The organism is Rhizobium changzhiense, from assembly GCF_013087625.1.
In the GTDB taxonomy this organism is placed as follows: domain Bacteria; phylum Pseudomonadota; class Alphaproteobacteria; order Rhizobiales; family Rhizobiaceae; genus Rhizobium; species Rhizobium sophorae.
Map to the genome: position 1 here is coordinate 36,276 of NZ_JABFCQ010000010.1, position 18,762 is coordinate 55,037.

Annotated in this window: 17 protein-coding genes; 10 read left to right on the forward strand and 7 right to left on the reverse strand. The window is 62.6% G+C overall.

The annotated features are described in order from the left end of the window. Window positions 1-13: 13 nt before the first annotated feature. The 9 genes from G9X68_RS30540 to G9X68_RS30580 all read left to right on the forward strand — a co-directional run bounded on the left by G9X68_RS30540 (window position 14) and on the right by G9X68_RS30580 (window position 11,674). Window positions 14-1,720, forward strand: coding sequence for a methyl-accepting chemotaxis protein (locus tag G9X68_RS30540; RefSeq protein WP_171605563.1), 1,707 nt, complete (start codon window positions 14-16; stop codon window positions 1,718-1,720). Between the two features lie 222 nt (window positions 1,721-1,942). Continuing rightward, window positions 1,943-3,865: a HAMP domain-containing methyl-accepting chemotaxis protein gene (locus tag G9X68_RS30545; protein ID WP_171605564.1), complete on the forward strand. Its 1,923-nt coding sequence runs from the start codon at window positions 1,943-1,945 to the stop codon at window positions 3,863-3,865. A 170-nt stretch (window positions 3,866-4,035) separates the two neighbouring features. Then, window positions 4,036-5,856, forward strand: a complete 1,821-nt coding sequence (locus tag G9X68_RS30550; RefSeq protein WP_171605565.1) for a methyl-accepting chemotaxis protein — start codon at window positions 4,036-4,038, stop codon at window positions 5,854-5,856. After that, window positions 5,853-6,335 carry a chemotaxis protein CheW gene (locus tag G9X68_RS30555; protein WP_003552622.1) on the forward strand — a complete coding sequence of 161 codons (483 nt, stop codon included), beginning with the start codon at window positions 5,853-5,855 and terminating at the stop codon, window positions 6,333-6,335. The genes G9X68_RS30550 and G9X68_RS30555 overlap by 4 nt, the downstream gene beginning before the upstream one ends. Before the next feature lie 29 nt (window positions 6,336-6,364). Beyond that, window positions 6,365-7,219, forward strand: coding sequence for a CheR family methyltransferase (locus tag G9X68_RS30560; protein ID WP_171605566.1), 855 nt, complete (start codon window positions 6,365-6,367; stop codon window positions 7,217-7,219). Window positions 7,220-7,280: 61 nt separating this feature from the next. Next, entirely contained in the window at window positions 7,281-8,378 is a 1,098-nt protein-coding gene (locus tag G9X68_RS30565; RefSeq protein WP_171605567.1) for a protein-glutamate methylesterase/protein-glutamine glutaminase, read from the forward strand. Window positions 8,379-8,622: 244 nt separating this feature from the next. After that, on the forward strand, window positions 8,623-9,423 hold the full coding sequence (locus G9X68_RS30570; protein WP_171605568.1) for an inositol monophosphatase family protein: 801 nt from the start codon (window positions 8,623-8,625) through the stop codon (window positions 9,421-9,423). Window positions 9,424-9,535: 112 nt separating this feature from the next. After that, window positions 9,536-10,639, forward strand: a complete 1,104-nt coding sequence (locus tag G9X68_RS30575) for a MotA/TolQ/ExbB proton channel family protein (RefSeq protein ID WP_171605569.1) — start codon at window positions 9,536-9,538, stop codon at window positions 10,637-10,639. 3 nt (window positions 10,640-10,642) lie between these two features. Continuing rightward, on the forward strand, window positions 10,643-11,674 hold the full coding sequence (locus G9X68_RS30580) for a peptidoglycan -binding protein (RefSeq protein WP_171605570.1): 1,032 nt from the start codon (window positions 10,643-10,645) through the stop codon (window positions 11,672-11,674). Between the two features lie 84 nt (window positions 11,675-11,758). Here G9X68_RS30580 and G9X68_RS30585 read toward each other — a convergent pair whose 3' ends face one another. The 5 genes from G9X68_RS30585 to G9X68_RS30605 all read right to left on the reverse strand — a co-directional run bounded on the left by G9X68_RS30585 (window position 11,759) and on the right by G9X68_RS30605 (window position 17,046). After that, window positions 11,759-13,024: an RNA polymerase sigma factor gene (locus G9X68_RS30585; RefSeq protein ID WP_171605571.1), complete on the reverse strand. Its 1,266-nt coding sequence runs from the start codon at window positions 13,022-13,024 to the stop codon at window positions 11,759-11,761. A 7-nt stretch (window positions 13,025-13,031) separates the two neighbouring features. Then, complete coding sequence (locus G9X68_RS30590; protein ID WP_171605572.1) at window positions 13,032-13,370, reverse strand: YciI family protein; 339 nt, start codon at window positions 13,368-13,370, stop codon at window positions 13,032-13,034. A 263-nt stretch (window positions 13,371-13,633) separates the two neighbouring features. Further along, entirely contained in the window at window positions 13,634-13,822 is a 189-nt protein-coding gene (locus G9X68_RS30595) for a YegP family protein (RefSeq protein ID WP_064651210.1), read from the reverse strand. Between the two features lie 285 nt (window positions 13,823-14,107). Next, a complete protein-coding gene (locus G9X68_RS30600) occupies window positions 14,108-15,100 on the reverse strand; it encodes a Bug family tripartite tricarboxylate transporter substrate binding protein (RefSeq protein ID WP_171605573.1) in 993 nt (330 codons plus the stop codon). 143 nt (window positions 15,101-15,243) lie between these two features. Then, complete coding sequence (locus G9X68_RS30605) at window positions 15,244-17,046, reverse strand: ABC transporter transmembrane domain-containing protein (protein WP_171605574.1); 1,803 nt, start codon at window positions 17,044-17,046, stop codon at window positions 15,244-15,246. A gap of 192 nt (window positions 17,047-17,238) precedes the next feature. Between G9X68_RS30605 and rpmE the strand changes: the two genes are divergently transcribed. After that, window positions 17,239-17,460: a 50S ribosomal protein L31 gene (rpmE, locus tag G9X68_RS30610; protein ID WP_003542805.1), complete on the forward strand. Its 222-nt coding sequence runs from the start codon at window positions 17,239-17,241 to the stop codon at window positions 17,458-17,460. A gap of 189 nt (window positions 17,461-17,649) precedes the next feature. Here the strand turns inward: rpmE and rcdA are convergent, their stop codons facing one another. Both rcdA and G9X68_RS30620 read right to left on the reverse strand, forming a co-directional pair. Continuing rightward, entirely contained in the window at window positions 17,650-18,165 is a 516-nt protein-coding gene (gene rcdA / locus G9X68_RS30615) for a protease adaptor protein RcdA (protein WP_171605575.1), read from the reverse strand. A gap of 391 nt (window positions 18,166-18,556) precedes the next feature. Further along, on the reverse strand, window positions 18,557-18,748 hold the full coding sequence (locus G9X68_RS30620; protein WP_171605576.1) for a DUF1192 domain-containing protein: 192 nt from the start codon (window positions 18,746-18,748) through the stop codon (window positions 18,557-18,559). Window positions 18,749-18,762 lie beyond the last annotated feature (14 nt).

Genomic DNA, 18,762 nt, shown 5'->3' on the forward strand with positions numbered 1-18,762 from the left:
TGGGGTTAGACCGATGCAATTGACAATCAAGACAAAACTGGTGACGGCGTTCACCTTCATCATCCTCATGCTCATGGGCACCGCTGCCTACGGCATTTTCAGCCTAGGATCGCTTAACGACACGATTGGCAATCTCCTCGCCGGTCCGGCAGCCCGTCTCGACCTCGCCCAGCAAATCAACATTGCTCAGCTCGAGGCCATCCGCCAGCAGAAGAACCTGCTCGCTGCCCGCACTGCCGACGAAACCGCAGGTGCGATCGCCAAGGGCAATCAAGCCCGCAAGGACTTCACAGATGCCTTCGGCCAGGTACTGGCGTTGGCAACCGAAGAAGGCAAGGCGCGCTGGGCGCGCATTGCCGAACTTTCCAAGACCTTCACGGCAGCCGACGATCAGATCCGTGACTATGTGAAGGCCGGCAACGCCGAAGGCGCAAATACCGTCTCCGTGACCGCGGCGCGGGCCGCTGCCAACGACATCGACTCGACGCTTAGCGAAATCCTGGCACTTGAAAAACAGCGCATGAAGGCCGCGGACGATGACGCCGACGCCCGGTATGCTGCCACACGCACCATGATGATGGCGGTGGCAGCCGTTGCCCTGCTGGTTGCTGCGATTACCGCATTCTGGATCGCCAGCACGATCAGCAAGGGCCTTAGCCGTGCCAACGCCGTGGTTCGTGAAGTGTCGGAAGGTGATCTGACGAAGATGGCCGACATCACCAGCCGTGACGAAATCGGCGAACTTCTGGGCAACGTCAATACTATGATTGAACGTCTGCGCGGCGTCGTTGCCGACGCACTGTCGGCCGCCGACAATGTCTCTTCCGGCAGCCAGGAACTTTCGGCGAGTTCGGAACAGGTATCGCAGGGCGCCACCGAACAGGCCGCGTCGGCCGAAGAGGCTTCCGCCTCGATGGAGCAGATGGCCGCCAACATCAAGCAGAACGCCGATAACGCCGCCCAGACCGAAAAGATCGCCCGCCAGTCGGCCAAGGATGCGGAGATGAGCGGGGAAGCGGTGACGCGTGCCGTCGACGCCATGCGCACGATCGCCCAGAAGATCGGCATCGTCCAGGAGATCGCCCGTCAGACCGATCTGCTGGCTCTCAACGCCGCCGTCGAAGCCGCTCGTGCGGGTGAACACGGCAAGGGCTTTGCGGTCGTCGCTTCAGAAGTGCGCAAGCTTGCCGAACGCAGCCAGTCGGCCGCGGCCGAAATCAGCGCGATGTCGACAGATACGGTCAAGGCTGCCGCCGATGCCGGCGACATGCTCGGCCGGCTGGTGCCCGATATCCGCAAGACGGCGGAATTGGTTTCCGAGATCAGTGCCGCCTGCCGCGAACAGGATATCGGCGCCTCGCAGATCAACGAAGCGATCCAGCAGCTCGACAAGGTGACGCAGCAGAATGCCGGCGCCTCCGAGCAGATGTCGGCAACTTCCGAGGAACTCGCCTCCCAGGCCGAAGAGTTGCAGACGTCGATCGCCTTCTTCAAGGTCGATACGGCAGGCAGCGTGCGATCCGGCGCCAACAAAGCGCAGCCAAAAGCTTCGGCCAAGGTGAAGGCCCCGGCCGCTGTCCGTAAAGCTGTCCCGCAGGCCCACAGCCAAGGCCGAGGCCAGACGATTTTGGCTCAACAGCAGCGTCTCAAAGGCTTTGCTCTCGATATGTCGATGGGTGGTCCAGACGCCAGCGACGACGATTTCAGGGAAAGCGCTTGAGCGCCTTCGCCTCAAAGTGATCCCTCGGGCTGCTCCTGCGGCCCGAGGCGGGAATATCCCCCAACGCATGTAGGCGTTGGCGCTGCGATCGATAGATGTCCGGCTGCCGGGAAGTGAATGTAGTCGCTTTCCCCCTTTTCAGACACATCACTTTCAAGCTCGACGCCCCACCGATGGGACGTGTCGCTATCCATTCATTTTGACCGCAAATAGGGGTATCACATGCGTTTCACCATCAAGCTCAAACTGGGTCTTGCCTTCGGCATCATGACGCTGCTGCTGATCGGCATCGCGGTTTATGGAAGCCTGAGCCTCGGCACCTTGAACGATGCAAGCGGCAAAATGATCGACGGCCCGATGCGCCGCCTGGAACTGGCGCTGAACGCCAATATTGCCGAAGTCAACGCCATCCGCGCTCAGAAGAACGCGCTGCTTTCCACCGAACCCGACGCCGCTGCCGGTTTCTACAAGGAGGCCGACCAGAACTTGCAGGCGATGTTCGACGCCCTCGATGCCGGCCACGCCATCGCTTCGCCCGAAGGCAAGCCCTATTGGGAAAAGCTGCAGACGGTCGGTGCGAAATTCCGCGACAGATCCGCCGAACTGCAGCAGCTTGACGCCAGGGGCGATCAAGCCGGCGCATTGGCGCTGTCGCTCGGCGACCTGCGCACGATGACCAACGACATGGGTGACGCGATTGCCGCACTCATCGAGATCCAGCGCAAGGGCATGAAGGCGACCGATCAGTCGAACACCGATCTTTACAACTCGACGAAGCTGATCCTCGGCACCGCTTCCGGTATCGCCGTGCTCATCGCTCTCGGCGCTGCACTGTGGATCACGCTCGGCATCAACAACGGCCTGCGGAAGATTACGACCGTCGTAAACGCCGTCGCGATCGGCGACCTCAACCAGAAGGTCGATGTCAAGACCAATGACGAGATCAAGGATCTCATCAATACGGTCAATGCCATGACTGCCAATCTGAATGCCACGGCAGCGCTTGCCGATCAGATCGCCATGGGCGACCTCAGCACCGACGCCAAGCCGCTTTCGGATAAGGATGCGCTCGGCATTGCCATGCGGAGCATGATCTCCAACTTGCGGACCACCGCCGGCATCGCCGATCAGATCGCGAACGGCGACCTGACGGTGTCTCCAAAGCCGCTCTCCGACAAGGATGCACTGGGCATCGCGCTCGAACAGATGGTCGAGCGCCTGCGCGGCGTCGTCGCCGATGCGATCTCGGCCGCCGAGAACGTCTCATCCGGCAGCCAGGAGCTTTCGGCAAGCTCGGAACAGGTGTCGCAGGGCGCCACCGAACAGGCGGCTTCCGCCGAAGAGGCTTCCGCCTCGATGGAGCAGATGGCCGCCAACATCAAGCAGAACGCCGACAATGCCGCTCAGACGGAAAAGATCGCTCGTCAGTCGGCCAAGGATGCGGAAGCCAGCGGAGAGGCTGTCTCCCGCGCTGTCGACGCCATGCGTACGATTGCCCAGAAGATCGGCATCGTTCAGGAAATCGCCCGCCAGACCGATTTGCTGGCTCTCAACGCTGCTGTCGAAGCCGCGCGTGCCGGCGAACATGGCAAGGGTTTTGCGGTCGTCGCCTCGGAAGTGCGCAAGCTTGCTGAACGCAGCCAGTCGGCTGCTGCCGAGATAAGCTCAATGTCGAGCGATACGGTGACGGCGGCCCAGGAAGCGGGCGACATGCTCGGCCGGCTGGTGCCCGATATCCGCAAGACGGCCGAGCTGGTTTCCGAGATCAGTGCTGCCTGCCGTGAACAGGATATTGGGGCGGCCCAGATCAACGAGGCAATCCAGCAGCTCGACAAGGTGACGCAGCAGAATGCCGGCGCCTCCGAGCAGATGTCGGCAACCTCGGAGGAACTCGCCTCCCAGGCTGAAGAGCTGCAGACGTCGATTGCCTTCTTCAGGGTCGACATGGCAGGCGGGCGCCGCGAGCGTGCGCCGGCTGCAAAACTCACGGTCCGCAGCCGGGCTCCGGCCGCACCGCGAAAACCGGCTGGCAAGGCGCCCGCCAATACGGTCGCTGGCCAGCAGGCCCGCGTGAAGGGCTTTGCCCTCGATATGTCGATGGGCGGTCCCGATACGACCGATGACGAGTTCCGTGAAAGCGCATAGGGCTTTTCCGATGCAGAAGCGGGGGCCGCGGTGGATAGCGGCCCTCGATTGAACCGGTGCATGGACGCACCTGGTCATGCCGGCTCCGCTGGTGACGCATGAAGCGTTTTTACGACGGCACGATGTGCGATCTGGCGGAATATCCGCCGCGGTACTAACGGGGGTTTGAAATGCGCTTCACAATCAAATTAAAACTGAGCCTAGTGTTCGGTTTCATCGTTCTCCTGACCTGTGCGATGGCCGGTCTTTCGATCTATAATCTCTCGTCGCTGAACAGCGAGATCTCGATCATGGTTGCCGGTCCGGTCGCCAATCTGCGCGATTCCGGCGATCTCTCCGATGCCGTGATGCGCTCGATCCGCGCCGAAAAGGATGCGATCATCAACACCGATCCGACCAAGATCGCCGGTTATGTCGATGAGATCTCGCAGCAGCGCGAGCAGATCAAGACATTGCAGGCTCGCCTCGCTGCTTCGGAAGACCCTGATATCAGGAATGGCATGGGCCAGTTCGGCGATCTCTACGGCAAGTGGACAGCGCTGCAGGATCGCGTCGCCGGTCTCGCCACGCAGAACACGACGGAGTCCAACACTCAGGCCGGCGTCATCTCGATGGGCGAAGGCCAGCAGGTGACTACCCAGCTACTCGGCATCCTCACCAAGCTGAACGACACGGTGACCGGCAATGTCGCCGAAACCGACGCCGCCACCAACGACCAGTATGCGCACTCGCGCAATCTGCTGGTCATGATGACGATCGGCCTGATCATCGTCTCGTCGGCAGCAGCGATCTGGATCCTGCTCAACATTTCGCGCGGCTTGAAGCGCGCCGTCAACCTTGCCGATGCCGTCAGCATCGGCGACCTCGAACAGACTATCGAGCACAAGAGCAACGACGAGATCCGCGATCTCGTCCATTCGATGAGCCGGATGACGGCGAACCTGCGCACTACCGCAACGATCGCCAACCAGATCTCGAACGGCGACCTGACTGTCTCTCCGAAGCCCCTTTCGGAGAAGGATATGCTCGGCATCGCGCTGGAGCAGATGGTCGAGCGCCTGCGCGGCGTCGTCGCCGATGCGATCGCCGCCGCTGAGAATGTCTCGGCCGGCAGCCAGGAACTGTCCTCGAGCTCCGAGCAGGTGTCGCAGGGCGCCACCGAACAGGCGGCTTCGGCCGAAGAGGCTTCCGCCTCGATGGAAGAAATGGCCGCCAACATCAAGCAGAACGCCGATAACGCTGCACAGACAGAAAAGATCGCCCGCCAGTCGGCCAAGGATGCCGAAGCCAGCGGCGAAGCCGTCTCTCGCGCTGTCGATGCGATGCGCACGATCGCGCAGAAGATCGGTATCGTCCAGGAGATCGCCCGCCAGACAGACCTTCTCGCCCTCAATGCCGCCGTGGAAGCGGCACGTGCCGGCGAGCACGGCAAGGGCTTCGCGGTCGTCGCCTCCGAGGTGCGCAAGCTTGCCGAGCGCAGCCAGTCGGCGGCTGCGGAAATCGGCGCGATGTCCGATGATACTGTCAAAGCCGCCCAGGAAGCGGGCGACATGCTCGGCCGGCTGGTGCCCGACATCCGCAAGACGGCGGAGTTGGTCTCCGAGATCAGCGCTGCCTGCCGCGAACAGGATATCGGCGCTTCGCAGATCAACGAGGCGATCCAGCAGCTCGACAAGGTAACGCAGCAGAATGCCGGGGCCTCCGAGCAGATGTCGGCAACCTCGGAGGAACTGGCCTCCCAGGCGGAAGAACTGCAGACATCGATCGCCTTCTTCAAGGTCGACATGGCAGGCGGGCGCCGTGAGCGCGCACCGGCCGCCAGGATGACTGTCCGTAGCCAGGCTCCGGCCGCTGCCGCCCGCAAGCCTGCGCCCAAGAAGCCGGCTGCCAATAGCGTCGCCGGCCAGCAGGCGCGGGCGAAAGGCTTCGCCCTCGATCTCTCCATGGGCGGTCCCGATGATGGGGACGCCGAATTCAAGGAAAGCGCATGATCATGGCCACGACCTCCCTGGAAGCGCAATTCGTGACCTTCAGCCTCGGCGACGAGATCTTCGCAGTGCCGGTTGAGGTGGTGCGGGAAATCCTCGATTATGCGGAAGCCTTCAAGATTCCGAATGGTCCCGACTATCTGCTTGGCCTGCGCGATGTGCGCGGGCAGGGCGTGCCGACGATCGATCTTCGCCTGAAGCTCGGCATGACGAAGACCGTGCCGACGCCGCACACGCGCGTGCTCGTCCTCGATGTGCCGATGGAAAACCGGCTGCTGACGCTTGGCCTCGTCGCCGACCGCGTCTTCGAGGTCACACCGTTCCGGCGCGAGCAAATCGAGGCGGCGCCTGATATCGGCGTGCGCTGGCGCTCGGACTATATCGCCGGCGTCGTTCGCCGTGAAAACGGCTTCGTCGTCATCATCGATCTTGCACGGCTGCTGTCGCGCGAGGACGCCTCGGCACTGCAATCAGCGGCCTGACCGCGTATCAACCTGGAGTACTGCGTTCTATGGGTATGGCAGCAGTGGAAGCCCAATTGCCGGGCGACCGGATCAGCAAGCGCAATTTCGACAAGCTTGCCCGGTTCATCTACGATTATAGCGGCATCAAGATGCCGCCGACCAAGCTGACGATGCTCGAAGGGCGGTTGAGGCGCCGCCTTCGCGCAACCAACCATTCGACCTTCGACGATTATTGCGACTTCCTGTTCAATGACGATGGCCTCGCCCAGGAGACCGTCTACCTGATCGACGTCGTGACGACGAATAAGACCGACTTCTTCCGCGAAGCCAAGCATTTCGACTATCTGCAGAGCGTGGCGTTGCCGGCGATCGCCAACAGCGGCGTGCGGACCATCCGCACCTGGAGTTCGGCCTGCTCGACGGGGGCGGAACCCTACACGATGGCGATGGTGCTGGCAGAATTCGCCGAAGGCCGCAACGACGTCTCCTACAGCGTGCTGGCGACCGACCTTTCCACCGACGTGCTGCAGACGGCACGGCGGGGCATCTACCCAGAAGATTTGATCGCGCCTGTGCCGCGCGATCTGCAGCGCAAATATGTGCTGACGGCCAAGCAGCCGGGTCGGCGGGAGGTGCGCATCACGCCGAGATTGCGCAGCAAGATCGGTTTTGCCCGCATGAACCTGATGGACGAGAAATACGCGATCGGCGAGCCGATGCACGTCATCTTCTGCCGCAACGTGCTAATCTACTTCGACAAGCAGACTCAGGCCGGTGTTCTCAACCGCCTCTGTGATTGCCTGGCGAAGGGCGGCTACATGTTTATCGGCCATTCTGAATCAATCACCGGCTTCGATCTGCCGTTGAAGCAGGTCTCGAATACGGTGTTTCAGCGTATCTAAAGCGCATCGCGTCATCCCAAAACCGCTGCGCACTTCTGGACGGCATGCATTAGGGGCATTCATGGCTAAGAAAATCCGCGTTCTCATCATCGACGATTCCGCCAGCATCCGCCAGACGCTGACCCATGTGCTGGAGCAGGATCCCGATATCGAGATCATGGCGGTCGCATCCGACCCCTTCATGGCGGCGCGGAAGCTGCAGGAAGAGATCCCCGATGTCATCACGCTGGATGTGGAAATGCCGCGCATGGATGGCATCACCTTCCTGCGCAAGCTGATGTCGCAGCGGCCGATCCCTGTCGTGATGTGCTCGTCGCTGACGGAGGCGGGGTCGGAAACGCTGCTCCAGGCGCTGGAGGCCGGCGCCGTCGACGTCATCCTGAAATCGAAGATCGGGGCCGCCGACAGCCTTTCCGACGACGCGATGCGCATTCGCGAAGTCGTCAAGAGCGCCTCGCATGCACGGCTTTCCAATGTCCGCCGCGCCGCCGGAACCATCCGCTCGGCCTCAGTGGAGGGGCCGGCCAAGAAGCTGACGGCGGATGTGATGTTGCCGCCACCGACGGGGCGGGCCATGGCGAAGACGACCGACATGGTCGTCTGCGTCGGTGCCTCCACCGGCGGCACCGAAGCGCTGCGCGAGTTCCTGGAGGAACTGCCGGCCAATGCGCCTGGCATGGTGATCGTCCAGCATATGCCGGAGAAATTCACCGCCGCCTTTGCCAAGCGGCTGAACGGGCTCTGCGAGGTCGAGGTCAAGGAAGCCGTCGATGGCGATCCGGTGCTGCGCGGCCATGTGCTGATCGCGCCAGGCGACAAGCACATGCTGCTCGAACGCCAGGGTGCGCGCTACTATGTGAGCGTCAAGACCGGGCCGCTGGTGTCGCGACACCGGCCTTCCGTCGACGTGCTCTTCCGCTCGGCGGCGCGCTCGGCCGGCTCAAACGCCATGGGGATCATCATGACCGGCATGGGCGACGACGGCGCGCGGGGTATGCTGGAAATGCATCAGGCCGGCGCCTACACAGTGGCGCAGGACGAGGCGAGTTCGGTTGTCTTCGGCATGCCGAAGGAGGCGATCGCCAAGGGCGGCGTCGACCGTGTCCTACCGCTCGACCAGATCGCTCGCGAAGTGCTGATCACGCAGCAGAAGTTCTGAGATCGTTTCAACGGAACGCAAGAAAATGGACGGCCTCGGAAGATGTCGCCGATTTATCCGTTCAGCATAACCGGCGGTTTTTGGCGCCGCAGGGCAGCCATGCGCGCCTCCCCTTGAAATTTCCCTGATTTTGTGGTCTTGAGGCCGCCAATCTTCGCAGCGCTGCCTGTCATGCATGTTCAGGGACACTTCCCGCCCCTGGCAGCGCGCGCGCCCCGTATCAGTCCCAAGGAAAAATGCGCCGATGGCCCGTTCAGCTCTTCTCAATGTCATGGTTCAGGCTGCCCTCAAGGCAGGAAAGTCGCTGGGACGTGATTTCGGCGAAGTGCAGAACCTGCAGGTTTCCGTGAAAGGACCGGGCGATTTCGTTTCCACCGCCGACCGCAAGGCCGAAAAGATCGTCAGGGAAGAGCTGCTCAAGGCGCGTCCGACCTATGGCTTCCTCGGCGAGGAAAGCGAGGAAATCAAGGGCACCGACGGCGCGCATCGCTGGATCGTCGACCCGCTCGACGGCACGACGAACTTTTTGCACGGCATCCCGGCCTTTGCTGTCTCGATCGCGCTCGAACGCAATGGCGAGATCGTTGCCGCCGTCGTCTTCAATCCGGCGACCGACGAGCTCTATTCCGCCGAGCGCGGCGGCGGCGCCTTCCTCAACGACCGGCGCCTGCGCGTCGCTGCGCGCCGGGCGCTGTCGGATTGCGTCATCGGCTGTGGCGTGCCGGCGCTCGGCAAGCGCAATCACGGCAAGTTCCTGGTCGAGCTTCGCCACGTGATGGGCGAAGTGGCGGGCATCCGGCGCCTGGGCTCGCCGACGCTCGATCTTGCCTATGTCGCGGCCGGTCGTTTCGACGGTTTCTGGGAGGCGGAGCTTGCGCCTTGGGACATGGCCGCCGGCATCTTGCTCATCCGCGAGGCCGGCGGTTTCGCCACCGACTGGGACGGCGGCGCAACGATGCTCGAGAGCGGCACGATCGTCGCCGGCAACGAGATTATCCACAAGGCGTTGATCGAAGTCGTCAAGCGGCCGGTTCCCGCCAAGTGATCGAACGAAAATCTGGCTGTTGTAAAGTCACGGTTTTCTCCCCGGCATACTTCAATTCGGCACAATGTTGCTCTAGTCTCCGCCAGCAGGGAATCCGGAGGCTGCGTAACCTATGGAAAATGTGAATGTGGCGGAGATCGGCTCCACCGAAAAGACGGCGGGCACTTATGCCCACAGGCTTTCGAGCCCCATGCCCTTCCTCTGGACGATGCTGCTTTTCCTCGTCATCGTCGGTTTTATCGCCGCCATCCTCTTCCGCCAGACGCAGACCGCCTTCATGCACAATCCGGGCCTCAACGGCCTGATCGTCGGCGTTCTCGCGGTCGGAATCATCCTTGTTTTCAACCATGTACTGGCGCTTCGCCCCGAAGTGCGCTGGTTCAATTCGTTCCGCGCCGCCGGCAGCGCCGACAAGGTCAACCGCAATCCGCGGCTGCTTGCGCCGATGCGGGCGCTGCTCGGCAGCCGCAAGTCCTCAGTGGCGCTGTCGACGACGGCGCTGCGCTCGATCCTCGATTCGATCGCCACCCGCCTCGACGAATCACGCGACGTTTCGCGCTACCTGATCGGCCTCTTGGTCTTCCTCGGCCTGCTCGGCACCTTCTGGGGTCTCATCGGCACGATCGGTTCGATCAGCATCGTCATCCAGTCGCTCGATGCCGGCTCGAACGGCACGGGGGACGTGCTCTCGGCGCTGAAGGAAGGGCTCTCGATGCCGCTTTCGGGCATGGGCCAAGCCTTCTCCTCTTCGCTGCTCGGCCTTTCCGGTTCGCTCATTCTCGGCTTCCTCGACCTGCAGGCCGGCCGCGCGCAGAACCGCTTCTACATGGAGCTGGAAAACTGGCTGTCCTCGGTCACGGATGTCGGCTCCGATCTTGCCCCGGCTCTCGAGGCCGTTTCCGGCGCTTCCTCGGACGACATGCGCGCGCTCTCCGATTATCTGCGCAAGGTCTCCGAAGAGGGCGGCGCCGGAAGCCAGCGCTCCGTCGCTGCCATGGCAAGCCTTGCCGAAGGTATTCAGGGCCTCGTCAAGAACATGCGCAACGAACAGCAGATGCTGCGCGACTGGATCGAGGCACAGCAGGACGAGGCCAAGGCCATGCGCCGCACGCTGGACCGGCTTGCCGAACGCATCGGCGTGCAGGACCGCGCCGGCGAGAGGGGCGAGCGTTTGCGGGACCGCGCCAGCCAGGCAGAAAAGAGCGAGGGCAAGTAGGCCATGGCTCTTGCCCGCAACCGCCGCCGCGAACGCACGGTGGATTATTGGCCGGGTTTCGTTGACGCACTGTCGACGTTGCTCATCTCCATCATGTTCCTGCTGACGGTTTTCGTTGTCGGGCAATTCATCCTTAGCCGCGAGATCACCGGACGCGATGAGGTGCTCAATCGCCTCAACAGCCAGATCAACGAGCTGACGCAGCTTCTCGCGCTCGAAAAGGGCAGCAACCAGGATCTGCAGGATTCGGTCGCCAATCTGCAGGCCTCGCTGGCCAGTGCCGAAGGCGACCGTTCGCGGCTGCAGGCGCTGCTGAATGCCGGTTCGGGCGGTCAGGATGCGGCGCAGAAGCGGATCGGCTCGATGACGCAGGAGCTCGACGAGCAGAAGCAGGTGAGCGAACGGGCGCTCAGCCAGGTCGAACTGCTGAACCAGCAGATCGCGGCACTTCGCAGCCAGATCGCCGCCGTCGAAGCAGCCCTTCAGGCGTCGGAGGAGAAGGACCGGGTTTCGCAGACCAAGATCGCCGACCTCGGCAGCCGCCTCAACGTGGCGCTCGCCGCGCGCGTCCAAGAGCTGAACCGCTACCGTTCCGACTTCTTCGGCCGGTTGCGGGAGATCCTCTCGGACCGCGAGAATATCCGCATCGTCGGCGACCGGTTCGTATTCCAATCGGAAGTGCTGTTTCCCTCGGGCGGCGCCGATCTCAATCCGGAAGGACAGACCGAGATGGCGAAGCTTGCCGCCGCCCTTCTCGATCTCGCCAAGGAAATTCCGCCCGAGATCAACTGGGTGCTGCGCGTCGACGGCCATACCGACAATGTGCCGCTTGCCGGAACGGGCCGCTATCGCGACAATTGGGAGCTCTCCTCGGCGCGCGCGATTTCGGTGGTCAAGTTCCTGATCGCGCAGGGCGTGCCGGCCGACCGGCTGGTTGCCGCCGGCTTCGGCCAGTTCCAGCCAATCGCCCCGGGCGACACGCCGGATGCGCGCTCCACCAACCGCCGCATCGAGCTGAAGCTGACCGAGAAGTGATTACAGCGCCGCGCGTCTTTTCAGACGCGCAAAGGACGCTGTAACACTTTGAATGGCTGCATCATTCCTTAAATCGATTCCGATTTAAGGAATGATGCAGTGGCCTGATATCGCCTGCCGCGCTTCTTTTAGCCGGCCGGCGAGAAAATCGCGCACGGCGGGGCTGTCGCTGAGGCCGATCGCTGTCATATAGGCATCGGCTGCCGCAGTATCATCGCCGGCCTGGGTCAGGAGAAAGGCACGCACGGCCCAGTAGGGTTGGTAGCTTGTGATGTCATGCGGATCGAGCTTGTCGAGCTGCTCCAGCCCGGCAGCGGCGCTCGAGGCCCTGCCGATCACCGCAGCCTGGCTGACGCGTGCACCGAGCGTCGGCTTCATCATCACCAGCGCCGCGTAGAGTGTCGTCAGCGCCTGCCGGTCGGTCGTTCCCGACAGCCGGCGCGCTGCATGCACGGACTGGATTGCCGCCTGACACTGGAAGGGGCCGAAACGGTCGAAGCCGCCGGCCTTGCGCAGCAATGCATCCGCCTCGGCAATCATGATCGCGTTCCACGCGGCCGCGTCCTGCTCGTCCAGCGGCACATATCGGCCGCTATCGTCGCGCCGGGCGCTGCGGCGGGCTTCGCAGTGGAGCATCAGCGACAGCAGGCCGATCGCTTCCGGTTCGTCCGGCAGCACCGTCAGAAGCGCACGGCTGAGCCAGATCGCCTCGCCGGCGAGTGAATGGCGCTCTTCCTCGCCGTCGAGACCGTCCCAGCCGAGACCGTAGGCCGCGTAGATCGCCGAGAGCACCGCCGCAAGCCGCCCGGGCAAGGCGGGGCGGGGCGGGACGGCGAAAGGAATGCCGGCATCCCGGATCTTCACCTTGGCCCGCACCAGCCGCTGGCTCATCGCCTCCGGCGAGACGACGAACGATCGGGCGATGGTCTTTGCTTCGATGCCGAGAACGGTCTGCAGCATCAGCGCCGTATGCACGGAGCTGTCGATGGCGGGATGGGTGCAGGCGAAGAGCAGCTTCAGCCGCTCATCGGGAAAGACGGCGTTACCGGCCTCGTTCATGCGTTCCTCCGCCTCCTCGAGGGCGACCGATATCGTCGTTTGCGCATTGGCCTCGACGGTGCGGTGGCGGGCCGCCTGCATGAGGTTGCGGCGGGCGGCCACCAGCAGCCAGGCTTCCGGATTGCCGGGAACGCCGCGCTCCGGCCAGACGCGAAGGGCCGAAGCCAGCGCTTCCGATAATGCATCTTCTGCCGCCGGCACGTCGTGCGAGCGGGCGGCGAGGAAGGCGATGAGCTTGCCGTAGGACTGGCGCGCCACCTTTTCGGCGGCGCGTCCGGCATCGGGCGGCATGACGGCCTCACATCTGCAGGCGTGGGCGCACCTCGACCGAACCCTTGTCGGAGATCGGAACGCGGGTCGCCCATTCGAGCGCGATGTCGATGTCGGGGACGTCGATCAGATAGAAGCCGCCGAGCTGTTCCTTGCCGTCCGGATAGGGGCCGTCCTGGACATCATGGACCTCGCCTTTGCGGCGCACGATCGTGCCGGTCTCCGGGCCTGTCAGCCCGGCGCCGCCAGTCATGATCCCCGCCTGGGCGAGCGCTTTGCTGTAGGCGACCCAGCCGTCTCGATAGGCGGGATCGGCGCGGCGAGCGAAATCCTCGGCGGCTTCGCGAATGATGAGAGCATATTGCATGGAAAACTCCTGATCTCGTTGTTGCGTTGATCCGGGCATGCCGACAGCGGGGATCGAGATCCCGAAAACCGTGAAGCCCGGCGGAGCGGAGCGGCCGTTCCGAAACAATGAGGCGCGGCCACCGGTCGTTTCGACATGGCTTTCAAAAATATGCGAAAAGAAAAATGGCGCCGAAGATGGCAAGCGGGCCGGCTCAAGGGCGTCGGCGCTGCTCAAGGGCGCGAAAGGGCAGGGCGGCAATCACGCCGCCGCTGCCGGTCTGCTCAGGACTCGGCCTTTGTCTGGTCGACGACCTCGGCGCTTGGTGTGTTCTTCTTGATGGATTCGATGGCACTCACGGCGGACGCCTTCGCCTTGTAGCCTTCGGACAGGAACATGGTTTCCCCGTTCGATGCCTTGAAGCGGAAGCGGAACTCGCCGGCCTTATCCTTATAGACTTCGAATTTATACATAGATGTCTCCCGAAATCCCAAAACGCTGAATTGCAACCATCAGCTTAGTGGAGGCTAGATCAAAATGGCGAGCTTTTCCACTGCCTTAATCAGGATTGGGTTGCCTAGCGTCCAATTGTCACCGTTTCCATTGGACGCAAGCGAATGAATACGCCGGCGCCTATGCCCCGGGAGCAGGATGATTTCAGGCCGGGCCAGCCTGAAATCTGATTCCGGTTCTCAATTAAAGAATAGAGCATGATGTCATCCGAAACCGCTCACACTTTTTGGCATCATGCTCCGGCATCACTCCATTTGGATGTTCGCGCCCTTGACGACCGGTCCCCATTTGGCGAGCTCGGCCTTCACATGCGCGGCGAGTTCCTCCGATGTCGAGCCGACGATGGTGGCGCTGAATTCTTTCATGCGTTCGGCGACGGCTGGGTCGGCAAGCGCCTTTTTAGCCGAGGCGTTGAGGCGCATCACGACCTCGCTCGGGGTCTTGGCCGGGGCGAAAAGCGCGTTCCAGGTGTAGGTCTCGTAACCTGGAATGCCTGACTCGGCGACTGTCGGTACGTCGGAGAAGGACGGCGCGCGCTCGGCCGTGGTCACCGCCAGCGCCCGCAGAGTGCCGGCCTTGATGTGGCTCGACGAGGAGGGCAGGTTGTCGAACATGATCGGCACTTGGTTGCCGATGACGTCGTTCAATGCCGGGCCGGCGCCCTTATAGGGGATGTGCTGCATGCTGACACCCGCCATGGACTTGAAGAGTTCACCGGAAAGGTGCAGCGGCGTGCCGTTGCCCGACGAGGCGTAGCTGTATTTGTCGGGCTCGGCCTTCAGCAGCGCGATCAGCTCCTGCACGGTCTTTGCCGGCAGCTCCGGATTGACGACCAGCACATTCGGTACGACGACGAGCAGCGAGATCGGTGCGAAATCCTTTTCGGCGTCATATGGCGTCGATTTCAGGATCAGCGGATTGAGGGCGTGGGTCGCGACCGTGCCCATCAGGATGGTGTAGCCGTCCGGTTCGGCGCGGGCGACGTTACCGGCGCCGAGATTGCCGCCGGCGCCGGCGACGTTCTGGACGATCACCTGCTGGCCGAGATCCTCCGACATCTTCTGCGCGACGATGCGGGCGACGACGTCGGTCGAGCCCCCGGCCGCGAAGGGCACGACCATGGTGATCGCGCGATCGGGAAAATCCGCAGCAGTGGCAGACGCGCCGACGGCAAGGGCCGCAAGCACACCCAAACCGAGCGCAAGGCCCGTACGTCGCGTCATATCGGAAAGCGCCATTCCTATCTCCTCCCAAGGATTTCAGCAGCAATATCCCCACCCCGGGGAATGAAGAGGTTAGGGCAGGACGCGCGAAAGACAACCGCAGAGAGACGCGGCGGGTTCAGACTTTAGTCTCTGTTGGCGGGAGAAGTGCGCGCGGGCTATTTCGCGGCGGCGAGCACATCCTCGTTGGCGGCGTCGAATTGCAGCCGCGCCAGCCGCGCATAGATGCCGCCGTGACGGATCAGGCTCTGATGCGTGCCCTCTTCGACGACCCGGCCCTGATCCATGACGAGAATGCGGTCGGCCTTCAGCACGGTTGCCAGGCGATGGGCGATGACGAGCGTCGTGCGGCCGTCCACCAGGCCGTCGAGCGCCTTCTGAACCAGTGTCTCGCTTTCGGCGTCGAGCGCAGAGGTCGCCTCATCGAGCAGCAGCACGGGCGCGTTCTTCAGGATGGCGCGGGCAATGGCGATGCGCTGTCGCTGGCCGCCGGAGAGCGTGATGCCCCGTTCGCCGACCTCGGTCTCATAACCCTGGTCCAGCCGGGCGATGAATTCGTCGGCCTGCGCGGCAAGAGCTGCGGCACGGACCTCGTCACGCGAGGCGCCGGGGCGGCCGAAGGCGATGTTGTCATGGATCGAGGCGGCAAAGATGGTGACGTCCTGCGGCACGATGGCGATGCGCTGGCGCAACTCGTCGGGCTTCGTCAGCTGCGCATCGACACCATCGATCTTCACGCTACCCTGCTGCGGATCGTAGAAGCGCAGCAGCAGCGAAAAGACGGTGCTCTTGCCGGCACCGGAAGGGCCGACGATGGCGACGGTCTCACCTGGCGTGACCGCGAAGCTTAAACCATGCAGCGCCGATTTGCCGGGGCGCGAGGGATAGGCAAAATGCACGCCCGAGAATTCGACGCGGCCGCGGCTGGGCGAGGGAAGCGGCTCAGGGCTGGCGGGCGCTGCGATCGGCGAGACCTCGTCGAGAAGCTCGGTCAGCCGGTCTGCGGCACCGGCTGCCTGCGAGAGTTCACCCCAGACCTCCGACAGCGCGCCCAGCGAACCGGCGGAGATGACGGCATAGAGCAGGAACTGGCCGAGCGTGCCGGCCGAAAGCGTGCCGGCGAGCACGCTGTGGGCGCCGACCCAGAGCACGGCAACGACACTGCCGAAGATCAGCGTGATGGCGATCCCGGTTAGCAGCGCGCGCGAGCGGATGGCGGCGCGGGCGGCCTCGTAGGCGGATTCGACGGCGGTGCCGTAACGCGTCGCTGCGGCATCCTCTCCGTTGAAGGCCTGGACGGTGCGGGTCGCGGCGATCGTCTCGTTGGCGAAGGCGGAGGCATCGGCGAGCGTATCCTGGGCGGCGCGCGAGCGCTTGCGCACCGAGCGGCCGAAGGCGACGAGCGGGAAGACGATCAGCGGGATCGCTCCGATGACGAGGCTCGAAAGCTTCGGCGAGGTGACGATCATCATGCCCATGGCGCCGATACAGAGGATGAGGTTCCTGAGCGCCACCGAGGCGGTGGCGCCGACGGCGGACTTGATCTGCGTCGTATCGGCGGTCAGCCGCGAGACGATCTCGCCGGATTGGTTGACGTCGAAGAAGGAGGGCGACAGCCTGGTCACATGGGAAAAGACATCGCGGCGAAGATCGGCAACGATGCGCTCGCCGATGGTGATGACGAAATAATAGCGCAGCGCGCTGGCGACCGCGAGCACGATGGCCATGACCATCAGCATGGCGAAGTAGCTGTTGATGAAGCGGCCGTCGGATTGGGTGAAGCCGTGATCGATCATGCGACGCACGGCGAGCGGCAGCGCCAGCGAGGTGATGGCGGCAAGTGCCAGCGAGATCAGCGCACCGGCCACCAGGCCGCGATAACGCATGAGATAGGGCGTCAGCCTGCCGAGCGATCGCAGCGATCGCTTCTTGTTTTCCTCAGCCCGTGCCTGCTCTGCCAATTCGTCTCCGATCGCCCGCAGGACCCGCGCAATGCGGCCTGTTGGCTCTTGTTATCCCGGCGTCCTTCATGTATAGGCACCGCATCCTAATGGGAAGCCGTAGCCATCCGACTGCGGCTTCATTTATTCAATCGGTTCGTTGGCCGCAACTGCATGCGGCAAATTGAACTCCGGTATCGCAGGAAGATTGTTATGAAGGCAGGCATCCATCCCGAATATCACATGATCAAGGTGGTCATGACCGATGGCACTGAGTACGAAACCCGCTCGACCTGGGGTTCGGAAGGCGCTGTCATGAACCTCGAAATCGATTCCAAGTCGCATCCGGCCTGGACTGGCGGCAACCAGCAGCTCATGGACCGCGGTGGCCGCGTTTCCAAGTTCAACAAGCGTTTCGGCGGCCTCGGCCTCTAATCGCTTTTGCTCGACGGAATTCGAAGAGAGCCCGGTTTCGCCGGGCTTTTTTGCGTTTGCAACGGCTTATAGTGCCGCGCGTCTTTTCGGACGCGCAAAGGACGCTGTAGGGATGCCGGCCTTCAGCGGCAAATAAAAACCGGCCGCGTGAGACGCAGCCGGTTTGTATTCGAATTCTTGCAGATCTGGTCAGTTGTTGCCGAAGGCGGTCTGCAGCAGGGAAAGCTGGGCCTGGACGCTGTTCTGATTATCGTGAACGATCACGGCTTCGGACGGGCGGTAGATCTCGCGGTCGAGCAGAGCAATGCGGTTCTGCAAACGCAGCGAGCGTTCAACGAGGTCGCGGAAGGATTCCGGCAGGTCACCCCAGCCGGGTGCGGCGCGATCGACGTTGAAGCCGTCGAGGCGAACCTTGTTCTTTTCGGCGAGCACCTGGTCGCGGGACATTTCGCCATTGTTGACGGCGCGCTGCAGCAGCAGCCAGGAGGCCATCTGCATCAGGCGAGTGGTGAGACGCATCGATTCCGCGGCGTAGAGAACCGAGGCCATCCGCGGCAGAACCTTGGAAGCGGCGCGGCCCTGACCGTCGAGATAGGCGGCGGTCTCTTCGACCAGCAACATGCCTTCCGCATAAAGTGCCTTGAACTGCGAAGATGCAGCGGCGCGACCTGCAAAACTGATCGTGTTCAATCCAACTTCCGACATCGCAATAGTCCCTGTTCGCACGCAGCTACATATATTCAGGTAACGCCGGTTCCGATGGAAAAGTTTCCAGGCCGGGTCTTTATGACTTTAAGATGGTATCATTAGCCCAAATGCGCAAGCCGTTTCTTAAGAAAGGGTTAATCTCCACAGTTTCGTGGAAGTGCGCCGGCGATGGGAAAAAGAAGAGCCGCAAACGCGGCTCTCAAGGTAAAACAGGGAGAAAAATCAGACCAATTCACCGCTTGGAAAACTGTCTGAGATCCAGAGGAAATCCGGATGAATACAGTAATACCTTATAAAGCTTAATATTTTATTAACATTGTGCCGAAGTAAGACTTGAGGCGGGCTATTTTGGCCGCCTACAGCCTTGTTTTTCGGGGTTTTTATCGGATCACGAACGGAAGAAGCTTTCCGCCGCCTGCCGCCCGGAGGCTTTGCGGGCGGCCTCGGCTTCGAGACGGGCGATCTCCGTCTTCAGCAATTCCACCCGCGCCCTCAATTCGTCGACTGAAAGCATGGAGAGATCGGCGCCGATCTCGTGGGCGACTTTCTTCTGCGGCCGGTCATCATCGATGAAGCTCATGGTTCGTCCTCCGT

What these genes read in the sequence shown, in the direction of transcription:
- G9X68_RS30540 (WP_171605563.1), top strand. Translation starts at nt 14, where the DNA reads ATGCAATTGACAATCAAGACAAAACTGGTGACGGCGTTCACCTTCATC.
- G9X68_RS30545 (WP_171605564.1), top strand. Translation starts at nt 1,943, where the DNA reads ATGCGTTTCACCATCAAGCTCAAACTGGGTCTTGCCTTCGGCATCATG.
- G9X68_RS30550 (WP_171605565.1), top strand. Translation starts at nt 4,036, where the DNA reads ATGCGCTTCACAATCAAATTAAAACTGAGCCTAGTGTTCGGTTTCATC.
- G9X68_RS30555 (WP_003552622.1), top strand. Translation starts at nt 5,853, where the DNA reads ATGATCATGGCCACGACCTCCCTGGAAGCGCAATTCGTGACCTTCAGC.
- G9X68_RS30560 (WP_171605566.1), top strand. Translation starts at nt 6,365, where the DNA reads ATGGGTATGGCAGCAGTGGAAGCCCAATTGCCGGGCGACCGGATCAGC.
- G9X68_RS30565 (WP_171605567.1), top strand. Translation starts at nt 7,281, where the DNA reads ATGGCTAAGAAAATCCGCGTTCTCATCATCGACGATTCCGCCAGCATC.
- G9X68_RS30570 (WP_171605568.1), top strand. Translation starts at nt 8,623, where the DNA reads ATGGCCCGTTCAGCTCTTCTCAATGTCATGGTTCAGGCTGCCCTCAAG.
- G9X68_RS30575 (WP_171605569.1), top strand. Translation starts at nt 9,536, where the DNA reads ATGGAAAATGTGAATGTGGCGGAGATCGGCTCCACCGAAAAGACGGCG.
- G9X68_RS30580 (WP_171605570.1), top strand. Translation starts at nt 10,643, where the DNA reads ATGGCTCTTGCCCGCAACCGCCGCCGCGAACGCACGGTGGATTATTGG.
- G9X68_RS30585 (WP_171605571.1), bottom strand. Translation starts at nt 13,024, where the DNA reads ATGCCGCCCGATGCCGGACGCGCCGCCGAAAAGGTGGCGCGCCAGTCC.
- G9X68_RS30590 (WP_171605572.1), bottom strand. Translation starts at nt 13,370, where the DNA reads ATGCAATATGCTCTCATCATTCGCGAAGCCGCCGAGGATTTCGCTCGC.
- G9X68_RS30595 (WP_064651210.1), bottom strand. Translation starts at nt 13,822, where the DNA reads ATGTATAAATTCGAAGTCTATAAGGATAAGGCCGGCGAGTTCCGCTTC.
- G9X68_RS30600 (WP_171605573.1), bottom strand. Translation starts at nt 15,100, where the DNA reads ATGGCGCTTTCCGATATGACGCGACGTACGGGCCTTGCGCTCGGTTTG.
- rpmE (WP_003542805.1), top strand. Translation starts at nt 17,239, where the DNA reads ATGAAGGCAGGCATCCATCCCGAATATCACATGATCAAGGTGGTCATG.
- rcdA (WP_171605575.1), bottom strand. Translation starts at nt 18,165, where the DNA reads ATGTCGGAAGTTGGATTGAACACGATCAGTTTTGCAGGTCGCGCCGCT.
- G9X68_RS30620 (WP_171605576.1), bottom strand. Translation starts at nt 18,748, where the DNA reads ATGAGCTTCATCGATGATGACCGGCCGCAGAAGAAAGTCGCCCACGAG.